23 protein-coding genes, 1 other RNA gene and 1 pseudogene are annotated in these 21,540 nt (G+C 67.9%); 11 read left to right on the top strand and 14 right to left on the bottom strand.

The window, feature by feature from the left end; genetic code table 11:
• Positions 1–212: 212 nt before the first annotated feature.
• The 5 genes from IEX50_RS01465 to IEX50_RS01445 are packed head-to-tail and all read right to left on the bottom strand — an operon-like array spanning position 213 to position 4,760.
• A complete protein-coding gene (locus tag IEX50_RS01465; RefSeq protein ID WP_157177180.1) occupies positions 213–2,102 on the bottom strand; it encodes an AsmA family protein in 1,890 nt (629 codons plus the stop codon).
• Positions 2,103–2,138: 36 nt separating this feature from the next.
• On the bottom strand, positions 2,139–2,660 hold the full coding sequence (locus IEX50_RS01460) for an NUDIX hydrolase (protein ID WP_157177179.1): 522 nt from the start codon (positions 2,658–2,660) through the stop codon (positions 2,139–2,141).
• Positions 2,657–3,325, bottom strand: coding sequence for a TPM domain-containing protein (locus IEX50_RS01455; protein WP_229673569.1), 669 nt, complete (start codon positions 3,323–3,325; stop codon positions 2,657–2,659). The genes IEX50_RS01460 and IEX50_RS01455 overlap by 4 nt, the downstream gene beginning before the upstream one ends.
• Complete coding sequence (locus IEX50_RS01450; RefSeq protein WP_157177392.1) at positions 3,325–4,158, bottom strand: TPM domain-containing protein; 834 nt, start codon at positions 4,156–4,158, stop codon at positions 3,325–3,327. Before IEX50_RS01450 ends, IEX50_RS01455 begins: the two co-directional genes overlap by 1 nt.
• On the bottom strand, positions 4,158–4,760 hold the full coding sequence (locus IEX50_RS01445) for a LemA family protein (RefSeq protein WP_157177178.1): 603 nt from the start codon (positions 4,758–4,760) through the stop codon (positions 4,158–4,160). Before IEX50_RS01445 ends, IEX50_RS01450 begins: the two co-directional genes overlap by 1 nt.
• A gap of 118 nt (positions 4,761–4,878) precedes the next feature.
• Between IEX50_RS01445 and mscL the strand changes: the two genes are divergently transcribed.
• Both mscL and ssrA read left to right on the top strand, forming a co-directional pair.
• Entirely contained in the window at positions 4,879–5,325 is a 447-nt protein-coding gene (gene mscL / locus IEX50_RS01440; RefSeq protein ID WP_157177177.1) for a large conductance mechanosensitive channel protein MscL, read from the top strand.
• Between the two features lie 4 nt (positions 5,326–5,329).
• Positions 5,330–5,688, top strand: a transfer-messenger RNA (tmRNA) gene (gene ssrA, locus IEX50_RS01435).
• Between the two features lie 276 nt (positions 5,689–5,964).
• On the opposite strand, the gene IEX50_RS01430 is transcribed toward ssrA, so the two are convergent.
• The 3 genes and pseudogenes from IEX50_RS01430 to radC all read right to left on the bottom strand — a co-directional run bounded on the left by IEX50_RS01430 (position 5,965) and on the right by radC (position 8,283).
• The gene (locus IEX50_RS01430) at positions 5,965–7,260 is read right to left on the bottom strand and encodes a glycoside hydrolase family 130 protein (protein ID WP_157177176.1); all 1,296 of its coding nucleotides are present in this window, start codon (positions 7,258–7,260) and stop codon (positions 5,965–5,967) included.
• 62 nt (positions 7,261–7,322) lie between these two features.
• Positions 7,323–7,529, bottom strand: a complete 207-nt coding sequence (locus tag IEX50_RS01425) for a hypervirulence associated TUDOR domain-containing protein (protein ID WP_157177175.1) — start codon at positions 7,527–7,529, stop codon at positions 7,323–7,325.
• Positions 7,530–7,601: 72 nt separating this feature from the next.
• Positions 7,602–8,283 (bottom strand): annotated as a pseudogene (gene radC / locus IEX50_RS01420) (RadC family protein).
• Between the two features lie 117 nt (positions 8,284–8,400).
• On the opposite strand from radC, the gene IEX50_RS01415 reads away from it, so the two are divergent.
• From IEX50_RS01415 to IEX50_RS01380, 8 genes are all read left to right on the top strand, one after another.
• A complete protein-coding gene (locus tag IEX50_RS01415) occupies positions 8,401–11,538 on the top strand; it encodes an intermembrane phospholipid transport YdbH family protein (protein WP_157177174.1) in 3,138 nt (1,045 codons plus the stop codon).
• Positions 11,535–11,741, top strand: a complete 207-nt coding sequence (locus IEX50_RS01410; protein WP_373285262.1) for a YnbE family lipoprotein — start codon at positions 11,535–11,537, stop codon at positions 11,739–11,741. Before IEX50_RS01415 ends, IEX50_RS01410 begins: the two co-directional genes overlap by 4 nt.
• A 1-nt stretch (position 11,742) precedes the next feature.
• Complete coding sequence (locus IEX50_RS01405; RefSeq protein WP_157177173.1) at positions 11,743–12,129, top strand: YdbL family probable chaperone protein; 387 nt, start codon at positions 11,743–11,745, stop codon at positions 12,127–12,129.
• Positions 12,130–12,277: 148 nt separating this feature from the next.
• Positions 12,278–12,595, top strand: a complete 318-nt coding sequence (locus IEX50_RS01400) for an AtpZ/AtpI family protein (protein WP_157177172.1) — start codon at positions 12,278–12,280, stop codon at positions 12,593–12,595.
• Between the two features lie 36 nt (positions 12,596–12,631).
• Positions 12,632–13,405: a F0F1 ATP synthase subunit A gene (locus IEX50_RS01395; protein WP_184075084.1), complete on the top strand. Its 774-nt coding sequence runs from the start codon at positions 12,632–12,634 to the stop codon at positions 13,403–13,405.
• A 44-nt stretch (positions 13,406–13,449) separates the two neighbouring features.
• Complete coding sequence (locus IEX50_RS01390) at positions 13,450–13,677, top strand: F0F1 ATP synthase subunit C (RefSeq protein WP_076069450.1); 228 nt, start codon at positions 13,450–13,452, stop codon at positions 13,675–13,677.
• Positions 13,678–13,738: 61 nt separating this feature from the next.
• A complete protein-coding gene (locus tag IEX50_RS01385; RefSeq protein WP_157177171.1) occupies positions 13,739–14,230 on the top strand; it encodes a F0F1 ATP synthase subunit B family protein in 492 nt (163 codons plus the stop codon).
• 16 nt (positions 14,231–14,246) lie between these two features.
• Complete coding sequence (locus tag IEX50_RS01380) at positions 14,247–14,867, top strand: F0F1 ATP synthase subunit B family protein (RefSeq protein ID WP_157177170.1); 621 nt, start codon at positions 14,247–14,249, stop codon at positions 14,865–14,867.
• 160 nt (positions 14,868–15,027) lie between these two features.
• Here IEX50_RS01380 and IEX50_RS01375 read toward each other — a convergent pair whose 3' ends face one another.
• From IEX50_RS01375 to paoA, 4 genes are all read right to left on the bottom strand, one after another.
• Positions 15,028–15,267 (bottom strand): hypothetical protein, encoded by a 240-nt coding sequence (locus tag IEX50_RS01375; RefSeq protein WP_157177169.1) that lies wholly within the window; start codon positions 15,265–15,267, stop codon positions 15,028–15,030.
• 132 nt (positions 15,268–15,399) lie between these two features.
• On the bottom strand, positions 15,400–17,592 hold the full coding sequence (paoC, locus tag IEX50_RS01370; protein ID WP_157177168.1) for an aldehyde oxidoreductase molybdenum-binding subunit PaoC: 2,193 nt from the start codon (positions 17,590–17,592) through the stop codon (positions 15,400–15,402).
• A gap of 2 nt (positions 17,593–17,594) precedes the next feature.
• Entirely contained in the window at positions 17,595–18,545 is a 951-nt protein-coding gene (locus IEX50_RS01365; protein ID WP_157177167.1) for an FAD binding domain-containing protein, read from the bottom strand.
• Positions 18,542–19,183 (bottom strand): aldehyde dehydrogenase iron-sulfur subunit PaoA, encoded by a 642-nt coding sequence (paoA, locus tag IEX50_RS01360; protein WP_157177166.1) that lies wholly within the window; start codon positions 19,181–19,183, stop codon positions 18,542–18,544. Before paoA ends, IEX50_RS01365 begins: the two co-directional genes overlap by 4 nt.
• 149 nt (positions 19,184–19,332) lie before the next feature.
• Here paoA and IEX50_RS01355 point away from each other — a divergent pair, with 149 nt between their 5' ends.
• Positions 19,333–19,728, top strand: a complete 396-nt coding sequence (locus IEX50_RS01355; protein ID WP_157177165.1) for a potassium channel family protein — start codon at positions 19,333–19,335, stop codon at positions 19,726–19,728.
• Position 19,729: 1 nt separating this feature from the next.
• Here IEX50_RS01355 and IEX50_RS01350 read toward each other — a convergent pair whose 3' ends face one another.
• Positions 19,730–20,539, bottom strand: coding sequence for a TrmH family RNA methyltransferase (locus IEX50_RS01350; protein ID WP_157177164.1), 810 nt, complete (start codon positions 20,537–20,539; stop codon positions 19,730–19,732).
• On the bottom strand, positions 20,532–21,446 hold the full coding sequence (gene trhO / locus IEX50_RS01345; RefSeq protein WP_157177163.1) for an oxygen-dependent tRNA uridine(34) hydroxylase TrhO: 915 nt from the start codon (positions 21,444–21,446) through the stop codon (positions 20,532–20,534). The genes IEX50_RS01350 and trhO overlap by 8 nt, the downstream gene beginning before the upstream one ends.
• Positions 21,447–21,540: the final 94 nt, after the last annotated feature.

Here is a 21,540-nt window from a genome sequence, read left to right as displayed (position 1 = left end):
ATGAAGAAGCCAGCACAGCTCAAGTGGGGCATCTGGGATTGGTGGTATGGCGACAACCACGACGGCATCGGCGGCGGCCAGGAAGGCTGATCCCATGGAAGCCCCGGAGCGATCTGGGGCTTCCTACCAATTCCGGTCGGATGATTGTGACAAAATGAATTTTTCGTTTTGACCGCGGGGAAACGGTCAAAGCGAATTTAGTGGTTTTCAGGTCAACGCAGCGCGAGCCGTTCAAGATGCGAGCAGTCCGCATCCGGCGCGCGAACGCCACGCCCCTCGTCACCGCGGGTCCGGATTGTTTTTAGGACCATGCCGATCTTGCTCAGCAGGCCGCGCCTGTGGCCGACCGGATCAGGCGGGGTGACGTCGAGCTTCGGATCGGCGAGCGTGCCGGACACCCGCACGGGCGCCGCGGACTGGATTAGGTCCGGCCGCTTCGACCGCCCATCGAACATCAGCGCCAGCCGCTCCGTCGCCAGGTCTACGCTGCCCCGCGCATCGGCGCGCATGACCGGTGTATCGATCAGCACCGGCGCTGGCGACATCCGTCCGCCGCGCACCGTGAACCGCCCGATCAGACACCGGATCGGCACGGTCGCACCATCGCCATCGATCGCCAGCACCGCACCGCGCAGCAGGTCCCCCGCCGCCAGCGTCGCGAGCGTCCGCGCGACCCGGCCTTCGCGCGCGACCAGTCCGATCGTCCCCGACGACCGCCCCAGCGCGGACCTGAGCGTCGAGCCGCTGCCGTCGAGCGCGATCCGCCCCTCCAGCGGCCCCGACGCCTCCGCCACCGTGGTCAGCACCTCCTCGATCCGCGCGCCGCGCATGGCCAGCCGCATCGCGAGCCGCGGATCGCCGCCCGCCCGGTGGTCGACCGCGATGCTCCCGTCGAGCGCCCCATGCGTCATGCCCACCCGCAAAGGTGCTACCACCAGCCGCTGCCGATCGAGCGTGAGCGTCGCGGACAAGCTCCGGAAGCGGCTCCCCGGCGGCATCACCAGCCGGTCCGCCACGAACCGTAGCCGCCCGTCGGTGTGGGCCAGCTTGTCGAGCCCAATAGGCGTATTGGGCAGCACCCGCCGGCCCGTCACGCGCTCCCGCGCCGCCGCCCGGGCTTGCGCGGCATCCGACGCCAGATCGTCGAAATCGAACCGCCGCGACCGCACCGTCGCATCGAGAAAACTCCGCCCCGCGTGCTTCGACACCGTCAGCGTACCTGCCACGTCGGAATGGCCGAGCGTCCCGACCATCCGCCGAAAGGCCCAGGTCGATCCGTCACGTCGTACATCGGCGCGCAGCACATAGTCCTGCGTGGCGGGAATGCCCGCCTGGACGATCGCATCGAGCGACTTCAGGTCATCCCCGCGCGACGTCACCCGCGCCGCAAGATGCGCCACGTCCAGCGGATGATCCATCACGCCGCGGGCTTCGAGCGTCACCGCCGGCGACGCCACGGACAGTCCAAACGGATAGCGCGCATCCGGATCGAGATCGTTCAGCGCACCGCCCGTTGCCACGACCCGCACCGCTCCACCGCGCAACGTCCCACGTCCCGCGATCCGCACCCCGGACCGTGCATCGGCCGACAGGTTCGCCTCCAGATCCAGCCGCCGCCGCGCATCGACGATCCGCACCTCGCTGTCCCGAACCCGCAACTGCCGGATGCGCGGAATATCGCCGCTATCGTCGCCCGCAGAACCGCCGCCATCCAAGTTCCAGCACCCACGCCCATCGCGCACCGCCACCAGCCGCAAACCCGCCACATCGACCGCCGTCGGCAACAGCTTGCCGCGGATCAGCGGCCCGATCGGAAACCGCACCGTCGCCTCCGCGACGCGTAGCATGTCGCCGCGCCCGGCCCAGCCCGGCTGCGGAACCCGCACATCCCGGATCCGCACGGTCGGCGAAAAACCGAACGCGTCGACCCGGTCGATCCCGCCGATTGTCACCGGTCGCCCGACCCGCGCGGACAGGCGCTGCTCGATCGGCCCGCGCAACACCCCCCACGGGAATGCCCCGACCGCCACCACGCCCGCCGCCGCGACGATCGAAACACCGGCCAACAGGCGGGCAGGGCGGGTGAACTTGATCTGCGTCATGTCCTGTCAGGACGCAGCGCAGCCCGCGTCGTTCCGTCAGCCCGCGAGCATGCCCCCGCCGAGCAGCAGCAACAGCTTCACGTCGATGACCATCCCCGCCGCCCGCGCGTCCTCGACGAACGCCGCGATCTCGCCAAGCGGCACGCGGTGCACCACGATATCCTCGCCCGCCACGCCGCCACCGTTCGACACCCGGACCAGCCCGGTCGCGCGCACCAGCATGAAGGTTTCGGACACCATCCCCGGCGACGACGCGAACCGCCCGAGCGCCTCGACATGCTGGGGCCGGTACCCGGTCTCCTCTTCAAGCTCACGCGCCGCGGCGACCTCGACCGGCTCGCCCTCGCTCTCGTCCCCGACCAGCCCGGCCGGCAGTTCCAGGCAGCGCGCCTGCAACGGCACGCGATATTGTTCGACCAGCAGGACATGCCCGTCGTCGATCGCCACGATCACCGCCGCGCCGATCCCACGTGCCCGCCCGACATATTCCCACGGCCCGCTCCGCCGGACGACGATGTAACGCCCCTCCCACATCGTCTCGACGGGTGCATCGGTCATAGCTGGATCAACCTGTCCGGGAGTTCGGGCGCATCGCGCGCGGAATGCGGGAAGTGCGTCGCCAGCGTTTCGCCGACCGCCTCGATCGCCGCGACCATGCCATCGGCGGCGCGGCCCGCGCTGACCTCCTCGAGCAGCGCGGAAAGGATATCGCCCCAGCGCTCGTTCGGCACCACCGCGTGGACCGCCGCATCCGCGACGATCTCCGCCCGCCGCTCGGCCAGCGAGAGGTAGAGCAGCACGCCGTTGCGGTTGGCGGTATGGGTCTGCACCCCGACACGGAACAGGTCGACCGCCCGCCGCCGCACGCGCCGCGCCTTGGTCGCGCCTGGCGTTACCGCATAACGCAGCGCCGGCAGACCGATCACAAACCGCAGGACCAGGAACAACGCGACCACCAGAAACAGCAGGATCGTCAGCCGAGGCGCCGCCTCGATCGACCAGCCGCCGCGGAACAGCGCGTCGATCGCGTCGAGCAGGGCAGGGCGAACCGCCGCGACCGCCATCGCCACCAGCGCACCGAGCAACGCCCAGTGCAGCACGACATCGCCGTAACTGTCCGACCGCGCCGCGACGATCGGCACGATCTCGCCGTCCGTCGCCGCCTCCGCGGTAGTCACCGCCTGCGTGATCCGCGCGCTGTCGGCCGCGGAGAGGGCGAACATCACCATTGCCCCGATGCCCCGCCGCCGCCGAACGATCCGCCGCCGCCGCCCGTGAACCCGCCGCCCATCCAGCCCCCGCCGGACGAACCACCGCTGTCCCCGCCGCCGCCAAAACCGCTGCCACCGAAACCACCGCCGAGCCCCGGTCCCCACAGGATCACCGGCATCCCGCCGCCACGATGCCGCCGCCCGCCACCACCGCCGCGCCCGCGCATCATCGATAGCAGCACGAACAGCAGCACCAGCCCGACGAAGATCATCTCCACCGGGATCCCGCCGCCGCTCTTATGCTCCGCGTCATACTCCTTCGCCGCCGCTTCCGCCTTGGCCTGCGCCGCCGCATCGGGCAGCCGCAACTGGGCGATCAGCGCGTCCGTGCCCGCCGTCAGCCCACCCGGAATGTCGCCAGCCTTGAACCGCGGCAGGATCACCGTGTTCACAACGATGCTGGAAAATGTATCGGTCAGCACCGGGGTCAGGCCGTAACCGACCTCCACCCGCACGACCCGCTTCCCCGCCGCGCCGTTGGGCGCCACGAACAGGATCGCGCCATTGTCGATCTTGCCGAGCCCGACGCCCCAGGCGCGCCCGAGCCGGTAGCCATAATCCTCGCCACTATACCCCTGCAGGTCCGCGATCGTCGCGACGACTAGCTGCCGCCCGGTATCCTTCTGCAACGCCTGCAGCTTGGCGGTCAGCGCCGCCTCGTCCGCCGGCGGGATCACGTTCGCCTGGTCGACCACCAGCCCCGTGAACTTCGGAAAGGTCTGCGCGACCGCGGGCAGGGGGGCCAGCGCGACCAGCAGCGCCGGCACCGCCCGCCACGCGCGCATCACGCCGGTTTCGGCGAGAAATCGATGGTCGGCGCGGTCTGCGCGCCCGGCGTCGTCGCCTCGAACGGCGTCATCGGCTTCGCGCCGTAGAAGATCTTCGCGCCGATCGCGTCGGGGAAGGTCCGGATGCGCGTATTATACGCCTGCACCGCCTCGTTATAATCGCGCCGCGCGATGCGGATCTGGTTCTCGGTCCCCTCCAGCGTCGCCTGCAACGCCAGGAAATTCGCGTTCGACTTCAGGTCCGGATAATTCTCCGTCACTGACATCAGCCGGCCGAGTGCGGCGGACAGCTCGCCCTGCGCCGCGCCGAACCGCTTCAGCGATTCCGGGTCGTCGGTCCGCACGTTGATCGCCGTCGCGTTCGCGCGCGCCTGCGTCACCTGGGTCAGCACGTCCTTTTCCTGCGTGGCATAACCCTTCACCGTGGCGACCATGTTGGGGATCAGGTCAGCGCGCCGCTGATATTCGTTCTGCACATCCGCCCAGCGCGCCTTGGCGGTCTCCTCCGCGGTCGGCACACTGTTCACGCCGCACGCGGACAGCAGCAGTGCGGCGAACGGAACGAGCAACCGGATGCGGCGACGGGTCGGATGCGGCATGATGTTCCCCTCGGAGGTCTCGGACGGCGGTCTACCGTGCGCCCCGCCGGCCCGCAATAACTGCTTGCCCGCGCAGTACCGCCGATGCCAGATCACGGGCGAAACAGGGAGACCGTCGATGCTTACCGAATTCAAGGCGTTCGTCAGCCGTGGCAACGTGCTCGATCTGGCGGTCGCCGTGATCATCGGCGCCGCGTTCGGCCGGATCGTCACGTCGCTGACCGACGACATCATCATGCCGGTCATCGGCCGCATCTTCGGCGGGCTGGATTTCAGCAGCTATTTCCTCAAGATGGGTGCCGTGCCCGCCGACTATACCGGATCGCTGGACGACTATGCCGCGCTCAAGAAAGCCGGTGTGCCGCTGCTCGGTTACGGCGAGTTCCTGACCGTCGCCGTCAATTTCCTGCTCGTCGCGTTCGTGATCTTCCTGGTCGTGCGCGCCGTCAACCGCGCGATCCCGAAGGCGCCGGAACAGCCCGCGGTCGTGGTCGAATCGACTGAGATCCTGCTGCTCCGCGAGATCCGCGACGCCCTGCGCAACGGTCGCCCGCCCGTCGTGTGACCGACATGTTGCGAACTGTTGCGCACCCTCCTATATCTCCGGTGCCGGGTTCGCCCGGCTATGGTGATAAATGATGTCGTGACATAGACGCAGCGGACCCGGGGGCAGTACCCGGCGGCTCCACCATCATCGGCGCACCCGACCCTAGACGGGCGGCGCCGATTGTGACGGGGCCGAACTAGGATCGACGTGTGTTGAAAGACGATATTTTTGCCCGGCCTGATTGAGCCGTAAAACCGATCACAACCACAAGTGCTAACGACAACGAGGCACTCGCGATTGCTGCGTAACTAAGTCCTAACGGACGAAGTTAAACAGACAAAAGCGCGGTTGGGGCCGCACCGGGCAACAGAAGCGGACACCGGCGGTACGGGGGGCGCCGAGCAACAGAAGCTCCCCACTTGTTTCCAATGTGGTTCAATATTTTTGGCTTAGTCCCCTTAGGCGCATCTGTGCCGTCGGTATAGCGAGCCTTTTCGCCGGAGGCCTCGCTCATACCACATGAGAACTCTGCATCCCGAGCGGGATAGAAACACCCTCCGAGCGATGTCGGGAAGCCATCAGCTTCCTAGGCTGCGATCGTCGAACATTGAAATGATGCGGCCGCCGGTGGCGTGAAACACATCGTCCGAAGCACCACTAGATCATGGTTGCGAGCAGGTCGTCGATCGGGACCGTGGCGAAGGTCGCGAAGTTGTCGGACACGCCGTAAGGCAGCAGCAGGGTGCGGTCATGGACCAGCGCGCCGCAGCTGTAGACGACGTTGGGCACGTAGCCGTCGCGTTCCTTGGGGCTGGGGTGGACGAGCGGGAGGCGCATGCGCCCGATCACGCGCGTCGGGTCGTGGCGGTCGAGCAGGCAGGCGCCGATGCAATAGGTCCGCACCGTGCCGACGCCGTGGGTCAGGACGAGCCAGCCCTCGTCCAGTTCGATCGGTGAGCCGCAATTGCCCATCTGGATATATTCCCAGGGATTTTCCGGGGTGATGATCTTTTGGCCGCCCTCCCAGTGATACAGGTTGTCGGAGGTCAGCAGCCAGATGTTGGCGTTGTCCTGTCGCCCAAGCATGACGTAGCGGCCGTCGATCTTGCGCGGGAACAGCGCCATGCCCTTGGCCACGCCGGCGGACCCGTTGAGCGGGCGGATCTCAAACATCTCGGTCCCGTCGCTGCTCAACATTTCCGAGCGCGCGGACGCCCCGTTGAACGCGGTGTAGGTGCCGAGGATCTGGACGCTGCCGTCGTCGTCGGTGAAGCGGACCAGGCGGAGATCCTCGATCCCTTGGCGTTGCGACGGGGTGATGGGGAACAGCACGCGTTCGGACGGATCGGTGCCGTCGGGCCAGCGGAAGCAGACCGCCCCGTTGGCGATGTCGCCATCGATCGATTCGATGCGCGGCGACACCACGGTCGGACGGGGCGGATCGATCACGACCTCCCCGCCCGGCGCCCATGTGCCGGTGCGGAACGTGACCGAGGAGACATGCCCCTCCCCGATCCCGCGCAGCGACAGGACGAAGCGGATCGTGTTGTCCGGCAGGCCGGACTGATCGGGGTGGAGGATCACGCTGGGGTTAAACAGCGCGGCCGCCTCGAACGAATATTCCTCGCTGAAATAGGCGCCAATCAGCAGGGCGGTGTCGCGCGGCGTGGCGGCGCGGTCGATCGTCAGGCCGGAGATTTCCTCGAACCGGCGGAACAGGACGTCCTCGACCCCCATGTGGCGGCTGTGGAGCGACGCCAGGACGCGATCGAGTTCGATGCGGCGTTCATCCTCGTCGAGCCGCAGGATGTGATCGACGATCCGCTGGGCCCGCGACCGATCGGGATCGCCGAACCCGTCCGGATCGCCCACGTCGAACGGGCGCAGGACGGTGCGGGACGGATCGGGATGCAGTTGCACCGACGAATGGGTCATGATGTCCGTACCGCTCATCGCATACTCCTGCATCCGCGGAGCCAAGGCAAGTCAGGTGTCCAGCGTCCCTACCGGATCAGTCAGTCCTTGTGGAGTGCGTCCGGCTTGTGCGCGGCTTGTTTGCCCTTGTCAGTTTCGACGATGAACTGCGGGTCTTCCTTGGTCGCGGCGACCTTGTGACCCTTGATCTCGGTTTCGCTCGTGACCTTTTTCACGACCTTGCCGTGCGCTTCGCCGCCCGAGCTGTTCCAGCTGACCTTGTCGCCCTTTTTCGGTTCGTCCGTCATGATCGTCTCCTCTGTCCGCCAAACCCGCGGGCGGGGGCGGAGTTGCCTGCACGTCGCCGCTTTTATGCCGGGTCAGATCAGGCCGAGCGCCTTGAAGCTGGCGTGGCCGGTGTTGCCGATGATGATGTGATCGTGAACCGACAGGCCTAGCGGGCGGCAGGCGTCGACGATGTCGCGGGTGAGCGAGATGTCGGCGCGGCTGGGCTTCGGGTCGCCGCTCGGATGGTTGTGGACGAGGATGATCGCCGCGGAGTTGAGTTCGAGCGCGCGCTTCACGACCTCACGCACATGGACGGCGGCCTGGTCGATCGAACCTTCCGACACGAGTTCGTCGCGGATCAGCTTGTTGCGGGTGTCGAGGTGCAGCACGCGGACGCGTTCCGTGGCGCGGTGGGCCATGTCGGCGTGGAGATAGTCGAGCAGCGCCTGCCAGTTGGACAGGACCGGCCGGTTGGCGATCGGCGAGCGGAGCAGGCGGAGTGCGGATGCCTCGGCGATCTTGATCGCGGCGACCGCGCCTTCGCTCAGGCCGTCGACCTTTGACAGGGTCACCGGATCGGCGCCGAGCAGTGCGCCGATGCTGCCGAATTCGGCGAGCAGGGTGCGGGCGAGCGGTTTCGTGTCGCGGCGGGATGGCAAGCGCGAGGAGATATTCGACGAGTTCGTGATCGAGGAACGCCTCCGGCCCGCCTTCCAGCAGGCGGCTGCGCAGGCGGGCGCGGTGGCCGGAGGCATCGTCGGCAGGAGCGATCATCGCGACGGTGTAGCGTGGGATCGCAGGGTTGGCATCCGCGATCTGCCGTGCGGAAAAAGCACGCGCGCGGCGTGTTTCGAGTGGAACCGTTCATCATCCGGCGGGTAACTCCGATAGATGGACGCCGTACCCGCCCGCCGACGCAGCCGCGTCCGAATCGCCGTGGCGGCGGCGTCGGGTGTAGCGACGCTGGCGGTGGTCGGGCTCTGGACGCAGCGGACCGAGGTCGCGGCGCACTATATCGATGCCGAACTGGCGGGGCGTGGGGTGAGGGCGACCTACGACATCACGCGGTTCGGGGTCGGCAGCCAGCGCCTGGAGAATGTCGTGATCGGCGATCCGGCGCGGCCGGACCTGACCGCGAAGCGGGCCGACGTGACGATCGGCTATGGCTGGTCCGGGGCGTATCTGGCGGCGGTTTCAGCGAGCGGCGTGCGGTTGCGCGGCAAGCTGGTGGATGGTCGCGTGACGCTGGGCGAGGTGGACCGGTTGCTACCCGCGCCGACGGGGGCGCCGTTCAGCCTGCCCGACCTGCGCGTGGCGTTGTCCGATGCGTCGTTGCGGTTGGAGACGGCGGGTGGCGTCGTCGGGCTGGCGGTGGACGGGTCGGGGCGGCTGTCGGACGGGTTCAGCGGGCAGATGGCGGTGGCGGCGCCCGACCTGCGGTTCGGCGGATGCCGGGTGCGGAACGGGCGTGGGACGGTCGACCTGGCGATCGCGGAGCGCCGACCGCTGCTCGACGGGCCGGTGGCGGCGGATGCGGTGACGTGCGGCGACCGGCTGGCGCTGACCCGGCCGGCGGCGACGATCGACCTGGCGTTGAGTGCGGCGCTCGACCGCTGGACCGGCGGCGCGTTCGTCGATGTGGCGGGCGTGCGGTCGGGCGCGAACCGGGTGGTGCGTTTGAAGGGGAGAGCGGGGTTCGACGGCACAGCGAATGGCACGCAGGGCACGATCGCGCTGGCGGCGCAGGACGGCGTGACGACGGGGTTGACCGCGCGGCGGATCCGATTCGACGGGCGGTACCGGACCGGGCCGGCGTTGCAGGTGACCGGCGATGCGAAGGTGACCGGGGCCGCGGTCGATGCCGCGACGCGTGGGGCGATCGTCAGCGCCGGGCGGTCGGCGGGCGGGACCCCGCTGGCGCCCGTGGTGGCGGCGATGAGCGCGGCTGCGACGCGGGCGGTGTCGGCGTTCCAGGCGAGCGGTACGATCGATTTCGCGCAGGGGCGGGAGGGCGCGCAGCTGCGGATCGGCGCGTTAGCGGCGACGTCGGACAGCGGCGCGCGGCTGACGATTGCGGATGGTTCGGGGCTGACCGTTGATACGGCGCGCGGCGGGACGCAAATCGATGGGCGGCTGGCGCTGGCGGGTGGTGGACTGCCGACCGTCGATTCGACGCTGCGTCAGGCGGGGATCGATGCGCCGATCACGGGGAGCATGCGGATCGCGCCCTATCGTTTGGCGGGCGCGGCGCTGAACCTGACGCCGGTGCGGTTCAGCGTTGCGCCGGGTGCGACGCGGTTCGATACGGTTGCGACGATGGACGGGCCGGTCGCGAGCGGGACGATGAGCGGGCTGGTGATGCCGGTTGCGGGACGGCTGGGGCACGGCGGGTCGTTCGTGGTGAACCCGGGGTGCGTGCCGGTGACGTTCGATCGGCTTCGGCTGTCCGGGCTGTCGGTCGGGCGGACGCGGTTGACGGCGTGTCCGGCGGGGATCGGGATGCTGTTCCGCGGGGCGAACGGGCGGGTCGGCGGCGGCGGACGGGTGGCGCAGCCGGTGCTGGTCGGCACGCTGGGCGGATCGCCGGTGCGGATCGCCGCGGCGGCGCTGGCGTTCGACATCGCCGGGCCGGACTTCGTCGCGGACGGGGTGTCCGTGGGGCTCGGGCCGGTGGATGACCGGACGTTGCGGATCGATGCGGAGCGGCTGGCGGGGAATTTCATCACCGGTGGCGTGGGCGGGCGGTTCGCCGGGCTGTCGGGGCAGATCATGGCGGTACCGCTGCGGCTGAGCGATGCGGTGGGCAACTGGCGGCTGATCGGTGGCGCGCTGGCGATGGGCGGCGATACGGTGACGGTTTCGGACACGTTGGCAGATCCGCGGTTCAAGCCGTTGGTATCGCGCAATTTCAAGCTGACGCTTGCGGACAATCGCGTAGTGGCGGGCGGGCGGTTGCAGACCCCGGCAGCGGGCGTCGCGGTGACCGACGTGGCGATCCGGCATGATCTGAATACGGGGGCCGGTACGGCTCGGTTGGCGGTGCCGGGGATCACGTTCGGGCCGACGTTGCAGCCGGAGCAGCTGACCCGGCTGACGCTGGGCGTGGTGGCGAACGTGAAGGGGACGGTTACCGGGCAGGGCGACATCGCCTGGACGCGTCGCGGCGTCACCAGCACGGGCACGTTCGGCACCGACGCGCTGGACCTGGCCGCCGTGTTCGGGCCGGTGACGGGCCTGAAGACGCGGGTGACGTTCGACGATCTGCTCGCCCTGCGCAGCGCGCCGGGGCAGGTGGCGACGGTCGCGGAGATCAACCCCGGCATCGCGGTGACCGACGGAGTGGTGCGGTACAGCCTGCTGCCGGATCAGCGCGTCCAGGTGGAGGGCGGGCGGTGGCCGTTTTCCGGCGGGGAGCTGACGCTCGACCCGACCCTGCTCGATTTCGGCGGGTCGACGGAGCGGCGCATGACGTTCCGCATCACGGGAATGGACGCCGCCCTGTTCGTGCAGCAGTTCGGGTTCGACAATATCGCGGTGACGGGGACGTTCGACGGGATGATGCCGATGATCTTCGACGATCGCGGCGGGCGGATCGCCGGCGGTCGGCTCGCGGTACGGCCGGGCGGCGGGACGCTGGCGTATGTCGGCGAGGTATCGAACGCGAAGCTCGGCATGTTCGGATCGCTGGCGTTCGATGCGCTGAAGCGGATGAAATATCGCGACCTCACGATCCTGCTCGACGGGGCGCTGGACGGTGAACTGATCAGCAAGGTCGTGTTCGACGGGACGAACCAGACGCCGCGCGAGGCGATCCGCAAGAACGGGTTGCTGTCGGCCTTTTCCAACCTGCCGTTCCGGTTCAATATCGTGATCAAGGCGCCGTTCCGGGGGTTGCTGAACAGTGCGCAATCGCTGAACGATCCACGCGGCCTGATCCGGCGGGCGTTGCCGTCCAGCGACGCCGCGCCCGCAGAAACCCTCCCGGGGTCCGGCCCCGTTCAGCCCAAGGAAAGCAAACCCGTGCGATGAACCAAGGCATGATGACGGGAGGACGTTCGACAGGGATTGGCCTGGCAGGTGCAGCGGTGCTGCTGCTGGGCGGCTGTATTTCGGTCAAGGCGCCGGACAAGCCGATCGAAATCAACCTGAACGTCAATATCCGGCAGGAGGTGGTGGTCAGCCTTCGCAAGGACGTGCAGAATCTCGACCAGCAATATCCGGGAGTATTCTGACATGACGCGACGGATGAAATGGTTGGCGGCCGGTGGCCTGGTGGTCCTGCTGGGTACCGCGCAAGTCGCGCTGGCGCAGGGCGACGACGGCGTGGTGGCGGCGGCGCGGGCGAGCGGCGACGTCGGCGAGCAGGCTGACGGGTATCTCGGTTTCGTGACGTCGCCGTCGGGCGCAGTGAAGTCAGCGGTCGACGCGGTGAACATCAAGCGGCGCGCGATCTACACCGATATCGCCGCGCGGCAGAAGGCGACCGTGCAGGAAGTGGCGACCGCACGCGGATGCGACCAGCTGGCCAAACGCGTGGCGCCGGGCCAGAAATACAGCATCGGCGGCAGCTGGCAGACGCGTGGCGCCGGGCCGATCGCGTTGCCGGCGGTGTGCGGCTGAGGCCACAAGCGGCGCAGGTTCGGACCATGGCGGGCGCGCCGGGGCGGGCCTGTGTTGACTTGGTTCCGTCGCTTTCCTAAAGGGACCGGGCCTTGGCGGGGCTGCTCGCCGACATTGTCGTGCGCGCTTCTTAGGGGAGGGTGACGACGTGGCGGCAGGCGATCCCGGGCAGGACCCGACCGGCGGAGACGACCGGCTGACGTCGCTCGACGAGCGATTGAAGCAGGCGCGTCACGCCGAATCGATCAGGACCGGCAAGACCGAGCGGCCTTCCACCAAGGGATATTCCCAGGGAAACCGCGTGCTTGCTGAGTTGATCGCGGGACCTTCCGGCGGCGCGTTGGTCGGGTGGTTGTTGGACCGCTGGCTGAACACCGCGCCCTGGGGCCTGTTGGTGCTGATGGTCCTCGGGATCGGCGTCGCCTTCAGAAACATCATACGGATTTCGAACGAGCGTCCGGAGTAGTTTCCGGGCGCTTGTCGCATGAACAGGGATTGAGACGTGGCGGCAGAAGGCGGCAAGATCGATCCGATGCACCAGTTCACGGTCGAGCCGCTGTTCGGCACGATCAACTGGCATTTTCCGTTCACCAATTCCGCATTGTGGATGGTGATCACTCTGGTGTGCCTGTGGGTGTTCATGCTGGGCGGCATGAAGCGCGAACTGGTGCCCGGCCGCTGGCAGGCCGCGGTCGAAGGCGTGACGGGCTTCATCAACGGCATGATCGCGACGAATGTCGGGCCGGAGGGCAAGCGGTTCGTGCCGCTGGTCTTCACGCTGTTCATGTTCATCCTGCTGTCGAACATCCTGGGCCTGTTGCCGATCGGCATCACCGGCGCGCATCCGTTCACGTCGACCAGTCACTTCACGGTGACCGGCGTGCTGGCGCTGCTGGCGTTCGGGACGGTCCTGGTCGTCGGGTTCGCACGGCACGGGTTCCACTTCTTCTCGCTTTTCATCCCGTCGGGCACGCCCAAGCTGATGATCCCGCTGATGTTCGTGATCGAACTGATCTCGTTCATGGTGCGGCCGTTCAGCCTGGCGCTGCGACTGTTCGTGGCAATGACCGCGGGGCACATCCTGCTGAAGGTGCTCGCCGGGTTCATCATCAATTCGAGCGGTGCGGGGCTTGGCTGGGGTATCCTGGTCGGCGGCCCCAGTTTCGTCCTGATGGTCGGCATTTCGGCGCTGGAACTTCTGGTCTGCGTGATACAGGCCTATGTGTTCGCGCTGCTGACGTCGTTGTACCTGAACGACGCCGTCAATCTTCACTGAGTTTTCGTTTCACCTCGTAACTGTTTCAACAAAGGGAATTTATCATGGATCCAGTCGCCGCAAAGCTGCTCGGTGCCGGTCTTGCTGCCATCGGTGTGGGCCTCGCCGCCCTCGGTGTCGGTAACGTCTTCGCCGCGTTCCTGTCGGGCGCGCTGCGCAATCCGTCGGCCGCCGACGGCCAGCAGGGTCGCCTGTTCATCGGTTTCGCCGCAGCCGAGCTGCTCGGCCTGCTGGCGTTCGTGATCGCGATGGTCCTGGTTTACGCCGTCTGATCGCATGACCGGCAAGGGCGTACGCGACGTGCGTACGCCCGCGCCCTGACAGGATACCCAGATGCCACAGATCGCACAGATCTCAGCGACCTACGCATCGCAGATCTTCTGGATGCTCGTGATCTTCGCGATCATCTATTTTGCGATCGGCAACGGCATGGTGCCCAAGATCGAGGCCACGGTGGACGCGCGCGATCGCAAGATCGCGGACGACCTTGCCGCCGCCCACGCCGCCCGCGCCGCCGCCGATGCGACCGAAGCCGCGTATCGCGCGCGGATGGATGCGGCCCGTAACGGCGCCCGCGTCGAAACGGAAAAGGCGAAGGCCGACGCGCTGCTCGCCGCCGAAGGCCGGGTGAAGGCCGCGGACGCTGAACTGGCGACGCAGTCCGATGCCGCCGAGGCGGACCTGCGCGCCGTCACCGATCGCGCGCTGAGCGGGATCGAAAGCGTTGCGGCGGAAGCGGCACGCGACATCGTGTTCCGCCTGTCGGGTGCGCAGGTTGCGCCCGAAGATGCGACCCGTGCGGCACGGTCCGCGCTGGCCGCATGATTTTCAAGGACGCCCTATGAGCATCGAAGCACCCGCAACGGTGACCCGCAACCTGGAACATCCGACGCAGGCCGAAGGGCTTGAGCCGACGCATGTCGGTGCGACGTTCGCCCAGGGCACGGAAGTGGCGCATGCCGATCCGACCGCGCTCGGCATGAACGGCACGGCGTGGGTCGCGCTGGCGATGATCGTGCTGATCATCATCATGCTATGGAAAAAGGTGCCCGCCGCGATCGGCGGCGCGCTCGACCGCAAGATCGTCGGCATCCGCGCGCAGCTCGACGAGGCGCGGCAGCTGCGCGCCGATGCCGAGAAGCTCAAGCTGGAATATGAGGCGCGGGCAGCCGCGGCGGCGTCCGAGGCGGATGCGATCGTGGCGCAGGCACATGTCGATGCGCGCGATATCGTCGAGAAGGCGCAGGCCGACGCCGAGACGCTGATCGAACGGCGTCGGCGGATGGCCGAGGACCGGATCGACGCGGCCGAACGTGCCGCAGTGGCCGAAGTGCGGGCGAAGGCGGCGAGTGTCGCGGCGTCCGCGGCGGCGATGCTGATTTCTGAACGGCACGATGCCGGGGTGGACAAGGCGCTGGTCGACCAGACGATCTCCGGCCTGGGTAGCGCCCGGTTGAACTGATCGGGTTCGGTCTGAATGGGTTTGGGAAGGCGGTCTCTGCGGAGGCCGCCTTTTTTCTGTTCGTTGGACTGACGGGGGCGCGCTTGCAAACGGGGCGTGCGCGATTGCCGCGGTCGAACAGAACGGCCGGGGATGTTCGAACATCCCCGGCCGAAGCATATTACATCCAGGAGCGGCCGTCGGTGGCTGCGCAGCCATAGGGGGGAAGCTGGCCGGTGAAGCGAGCCTGGAGCTTGTGGCAGCCCCAGCTGCGGAGCGCGCCGGGCATCTTGCCGTTGAGGGCGATGCCGACCTCGTCATACGGGCTGTCGGCGAACGCGACGTAGCGATACCAGCGGAAGCCGAAAATTACGGCGGCACCGATCAGCACGACGCACAGGACCTGGACCAACTTCTTCATTGCGACCTCAAAATCGTTTCGGGTCGGGTCCGATTGCAGGTCAGTCGTCTCAAGGCAACAACGAACGTGTGCCGTAGGGGAAGCTAGATGTCAGCAGAAGCCCGGCCGGGGCGATGCCCGGCCGGTTTCGGTTCAGGCCATGCCCTTGATGACCTTGTCGAGCGTCAGCGGATAGTCGCGGATGCGGACGCCGCAGGCGTTGTAGACCGCGTTGGCAATCGCGGCGCCGGCACCGCAGATGCCGAGTTCTCCGACGCCCTTGGCCTTCATCGGCGAAGACTTCTCGTCGAGTTCGCTCAGGAAGAAGACGTCCTGCTTCGGGATGTCGGCATGCACGGGCACATGGTACTCGGCCATGTCGTGATTGACGAAGTAGCCGAAGCGCGGATCGGGCACGGCGTCTTCCATCAATGCCGCGCCGACGCCCATCGCCATCGCACCGATGACCTGGTTGCGGGCCGACTTCGGGTTGAGGATGCGACCGGCGGCAAAGGCACCGCCCATGCGGCGGACGCGGATCTCGCCGGTCGCCATGTCGACACCGACCTCGGCGAAGTGCGAGCCGAACGTGGCCTGCGCGTACTTCTTGGACAAGTCGCCGAATTCAATCTTGTCCGTGACGACGGTTCCGGTCGCGCCTGCGGCCTCACCGAGGCTGACCGATCGGTTGCCCGAGGTGATCTTGCCGTCCGCGAAGGTGGCGTCCGCGTTGAACCCGGCCTTTTGTGCCAGCTGCGTGCGGAGCGTCATGCAGGCGGCGTAGACGCCGGCGGTCGAACTGTTCGCGCCCCATTGCCCGCCCGACCCGGCCGAGGCGGGGAAGCGGCTGTCGCCTAGCTTGACGACGACGCCTTCGAGCGGGACGCCCATCATCTCGGCCGCGGTCTGCGCGATGATCGTGTAGGTGCCGGTGCCGATGTCCGTCATGTCGGTTTCGACGGTCACGAGACCCTTCGAATCGACGCCGACGCGGGCGCCGGAGTCCATCGTCACGTTGTCGCGGAAGGCGGACGCCATGCCCATGCCGACCAGCCACTTGCCGTCGCGGACCTGGCCGGGCTTCGGATTACGCTTCGACCAGCCGAAGCGGTCCGCGCCCACCTTGAGTGCCTCGACCAGCTTCCGACTGGAGAAGGGGCGGGACTCGCCCTTTTCGGGGTCGAACTGCGTATCGTTGACGATGCGGAGCTGGACCGGATCCATGTTCAGCTTCTCGGCCAGCTCGTCCATCGCCGCTTCGAGTGCAAGCAGGCCGACCGCCTCGCCGGGGGCGCGCATCGCGTTGCCTTCGCCGAGGTTGAGCACGGCAAGACGGTGCGACGTCATGCGGTTTTCGCCGCGGTAGAGCAGACGCGTCGCGTTCGCCGCGGTCTCGGGCGAACCGCCTTCGAGATCGCCGGACCAGACCTCATGCGCGATCGCGTCGATCCGGCCGTCCTTGCCGGCACCGATCCGCAGGCGCTGGATCGTCGCGGGACGGTGCGTCGTGTTGTTCATGATCTGCGGACGGGCCAGCGTGACCTTGACCGGCCGACCGACGGCGCGGGCACCGAGCGCCGCCATGACGGCGTCGGAGCGGACCCAGAGCTTGCCGCCGAAGCCGCCGCCGATGAACGGCGAATCGACGCGAACATTCTCGCGCGGGATCATGAGCGTGGTGGCCATGTCGCCGACCGCCCAGTCGATCATCTGGTTCGAGGTCCAGAGCGTCAGCTTGTCGCCGGTCCACGATGCGATCGTGGCGTGCGGCTCCATCATGGCGTGGCTGTGGTCAGGCGTGGTGTAGGTCTCATCGACCTTGACCGCGGAGCGCGCGAACGCGCCGGCGAAGTCGCCGACCGCGGTGTCGGGCTTGCCACCCTTCGGCTTGATCGCGCTGTCCTTTTGCGCGGCGAGATCGCCCTTGGGCGTACCCTGTGTGTACTGGACGCGGACCATCTTGGCGGCGTCGCGGGCCTGCTCGAACGTCTCCGCCACGACGAGGGCGACGGCCTGGTCGTAATGTTCGACCATCGGGCCGGCCAACATGTGGGCGGTGTGGTTCTTGGCCTTGGCGAGCTTGCCGGCGTTTTCGTAGGTCACGACCTTCAGCACGCCGGGGGCGGCAAGCGCGTCGCGGCTGTCGATCGAGACGATCCGGCCGGTTGCGATGGCGGAGCCGACGATCCAGCCATAGGCGGCGTTCGGCGCCATGCCGTTGCGCTCATAGGCATAGGGCGCCGTGCCAGTGACCTTGGCCGGGCCGTCGATCCGGTCATGCGATCGGCCGATGACCTTTTGCTGGTCGATCGGATTGAGGGCGGTTGCGGGGGTGTCGAACTTCATGGTCAGGCTTTCGCTTCCGTAAAGACAGCGGCGAGCGTCCGTTGGACGAGCGGCACCTTGAAGGCGTTCTGGGCGGTCGGGTTGGCACCGGCGAACGCGGCGGTCGCGACGGCGGCGGCCCCCTGCGACGCGCGGGCGTCAGCTGCCTCGACGCGCCACGGCTTGTGCGCGACGCCGCCGAAGGCGAAGCGACCGCTGCCGTCGGGCTGGAGCACCGTCGCGATCGAGATCGTCGCGAAGGCGTAGGACGCGCGGTCGCGGACCTTGCGGTAGATCTGCATCCCGCCGATCGGCTTGGGCAGCGTTACGCCGGTGATGAACTCGCCGGGCTGCAGGCTGGTCTCGATGTTCGGCGTGGTGCCGGGCAGCCGGTGGAAGTCGGCGATCGGGATCATGCGCTTTGCGCCGTCCGGGTTCACGGTCTCGACAGTGGCGTCGAGCACGCGCATCGCGACGGCCATGTCGGACGGGTGGGTGGCGATGCACTGGTCGCTGACGCCGATGACCGCGAGCGAGCGGCTGTAGCCACCGATCGCCGCACAGCCGGAGCCGGGCTGGCGCTTGTTGCAGGGCTTGGTCGTGTCGTAAAAATAGGGGCAGCGCGTGCGTTGCAGCAGGTTGCCGGCGGTCGTCGCCTTGTTGCGCAGCTGGCCCGAGGCGCCCGAGACAAGTGCGCGGGACAGGACGGCATAATCGCGCCGCACGGTGCGGTCCGCAGCAAGATCGGTGTTGCGAACGAGCGCACCGATGCGCATGCCGCCGTCACGGGTCTTCTCGACCTTGTCGAGGCCGAGGTGATTGACGTCGATCAGGTGCGCGGGCGTTTCGATCTGCAGCTTCATCAGGTCGAGCAGGTTAGTGCCGCCCGCGATGAACTTGGCATTCGGGTTGGCGGCAATGGCGGCGGCGGCAGCTTTCGCGCTGTCCGCCCGCTCATAGGTAAAGGGCTTCATGCGCGTTCCCCCGCGACATCGCGAATTGCGGTGACGATGTTCGAGTATGCGGCGCAGCGGCAGATGTTGCCGGACATGCGCTCGCGGATTTCATCCTCGGTCGGCGCGATGCCGGCGGCGAGGTCGGCGGTGACGTGGCTCGGAATGCCATCCTTGATCTCGGCGAGCGTCGCGACCGCGGAACAGATCTGGCCCGGGGTGCAGTAGCCGCACTGGTACCCGTCATGCGTGACGAACGCAGCCTGCATCGGGTGCAGGTTGCCCGGCTGGCCAAGGCCCTCGATCGTGGTGACCGAGTCGCCGTCGTGCATGACGGCGAGCGTCAGGCAGCTGTTTATGCGGCGGCCCTCGACGATGACGGTGCACGCACCGCACTGGCCGTGGTCGCAGCCCTTCTTAGTTCCGGTCAGGTCAAGATGCTCGCGGAGCGCGTCGAGCAACGTCGTGCGCGGATCGACGTCGATCTTGCGCGTCTTCCCGTTGATCTTCAGCGAGACCGGCAGCGTCGCGGCGGGTGCGCGCTGGGCCAGGGCGGGTGCGTCCTGCGCACCGAGTGGGGTGGAAGCGACGGCCGCGGTTGCGACGCCACCGGCAATCAAACTGCGACGCGTCACGTCGAGTGGGTCATTGGCATGCATGGATGGTCCCCGTGCGGTTGGGACATTGAGTCCCTACCGATCGGTATGAATACGCATAGATCAATGACTTTGATCCTCCTGCGAGTGATTTGCAGTCGGTGACGCGCCGGTCGCCTGTTACCTTTCGCGGGGCAACAGGGGGGATGATCATGGCGGGCAGGCGATATGCGATCCGGGTGAAGGGGATCGCGACCAATGCGATCGACGATGTCGCGGGGCTGCTGACGCTCTACATCGGCTGTATCTTCGTCGCGGCGGCGGTGTTCGCGCCGACGGAGGGCAAACCGTTCCGCGAGGCGCTGTGGTGGGCGTTCGTGACGGCGATGACGATCGGGTATGGCGACATCTATCCGGTGACGACGACGGGGCGGATCGCGGGGATCGCGCTGATGCACATAGTCCCGCTGTTCATCATCCCGCTGATCACGGCGCGGATGGCGTCGCGGCTGATCGTGGACAGCGACGCGTTCACGCACACGGAGCAGGAGGAAATCAAGGCGCTGCTCCGTCGGGTGGATGCGAAGCTGGACGAGCGGCCGGACTGACCTAGTCGGGGGCGACCTGCGTCAGGTGGTGGAGGACGATGCCGCTGGTGGTGGCGACGTTCAGGCTGTCGACGCCGGGTGCCATCGGGATCGAGAGCGGGCGCGCGCGGGCGAGGAGGGCGGGGTCGAGGCCGGGCCCCTCCGCGCCAAGCAACACGGCGGTGCGCGCCGCCGGGCGGTGGCGGGCGAGCGTGGCGGCGGCTGACGGAGTGAGCGCGACGGGCTCGAACCCGTGGCGTTCGAGGAGGGCGATCGGGTCGGTGCCGCGTGGGAGTTTCGCGAAGGGCACGGTCAGCGCGGCGCCCACCGAGACTCGGATCGCCTTGCGGTAGAGCGGGTCGCAGCAGTCCGAATCGAGCAGGATCGCGGGGACGCCGAACGCGGCGGCGTTGCGGAAGATGCCGCCGAGATTGTCGTGGTTGGCGATGGCGGAGAGCAGCAGGATGGTCCCCGGGCCCTGCACGCGGGCGAGCAGCGTGTCGGCGTCGGGCGTGTCGTTGCGGCGGCCGACCGCGAGGATGCCGCGGTGGATCGCGAAGCCGGCGATCGCGTCCATCACCGGTTGCGCGGCGGCGTAGACCGGCACGTCTTCGGGCACGCGGACGAGCAGGTCGGCGAGCGATTCGATGCGGTGTGCGGCGATCAGGAGCGACACGGGGCGGTAGGCGGCGGATGCGAGCAGCATGTTGAGCACGACCCGGCCCTCCGCGACGAACAGCGCGTCGCGGCCGACGAGGTCGCGGTCGCGGATGTCGCGATAGGGCTCGATCCGCGGGTCGGCCGGGTCGGTGATCGGGACGATCTCAGTCACGGCGCGCGCCGACATGTGGTTCGCCGCGGGCCTCGGCAAGGGTGACCTGGCGGTGGCGTTCGGCATAGCCGGCGCGTTGGTCGGCATCGCGGGCGTCGTGGCAGGCGGGGCAGGCCTGCCCCTCGACGAACAGCGGCGAGTCGCGGTCGGCGGGGGATACCGGGCGGCGGCAGGCGCGGCACAGGCCGTGCGTGCCGGGGGCGAGGCCGTGGCCGACCGCGACGCGCTCGTCGAACACGAAGCATTCGCCCTGCCAAAGGCTTTCGGCGGCGGGGACTGTTTCGAGATATTTCAGGATGCCACCGTCGAGGTGGTGGACGTCGTCGAGCCCTTCGGACTTGAGGAAGGCGGTGGCTTTTTCGCAGCGGATGCCGCCGGTGCAGAACATCGCGATCCGGGTGTCGGGCGCGATGCTGTCGCGGTTGGCGCGGAACCAGGCGGGGAAGTCGCGGAAGCTCTGCGTCTTCGGGTCGACCGCGTTGGCAAAGGTGCCGATCGCGACCTCGTAGTCGTTGCGCGTGTCGATGACGAGCGTCGCGGGGTCGGCGATCAGTGCGTTCCAGTCGGCGGGCGCGACATAGTGGCCGACGCCGTCCAGCGGGTCGATCGCGGGTTCGCCCATGGTGACGATCTCGCGCTTGATGCGGACCTTCATGCGGTGGAACGGCGTGGTGGCGGCGTCGCTGAACTTGACCGTGATGTCGGCACAGCCGGGGAGGGTGCGGATGTGGTCGAGGACCGCCGCGATCCCGTTCGCGGGACCGGCGATGGTGCCGTTGATGCCCTCCTGCGCGAGGAGGAGCGTGCCTTTCACGTCGTGATTGGTGCAGGTGGCGAGGAGGGGGTCGCGCAGAGCTTCCGGGTCGGGGAAGCGGGTGAAGCGGTAGAGGGCGGCGACCTGGATCATGGTGCGGGCCCTTAGCAGGGCGGACCTGTGTCGTCATCTTTGCGGGGGTGAGGTTCTCTTCGGTTTGAACGTTCCCCGGCCTTCGCCGGGGAAC

The sequence above is a fragment of the Sphingomonas prati genome, from assembly GCF_014643515.1.
Classification (GTDB): Bacteria; Pseudomonadota; Alphaproteobacteria; order Sphingomonadales; family Sphingomonadaceae; genus Sphingomonas_R; species Sphingomonas_R prati.
This window is presented reverse-complemented; position numbering and strand designations above follow the sequence as displayed.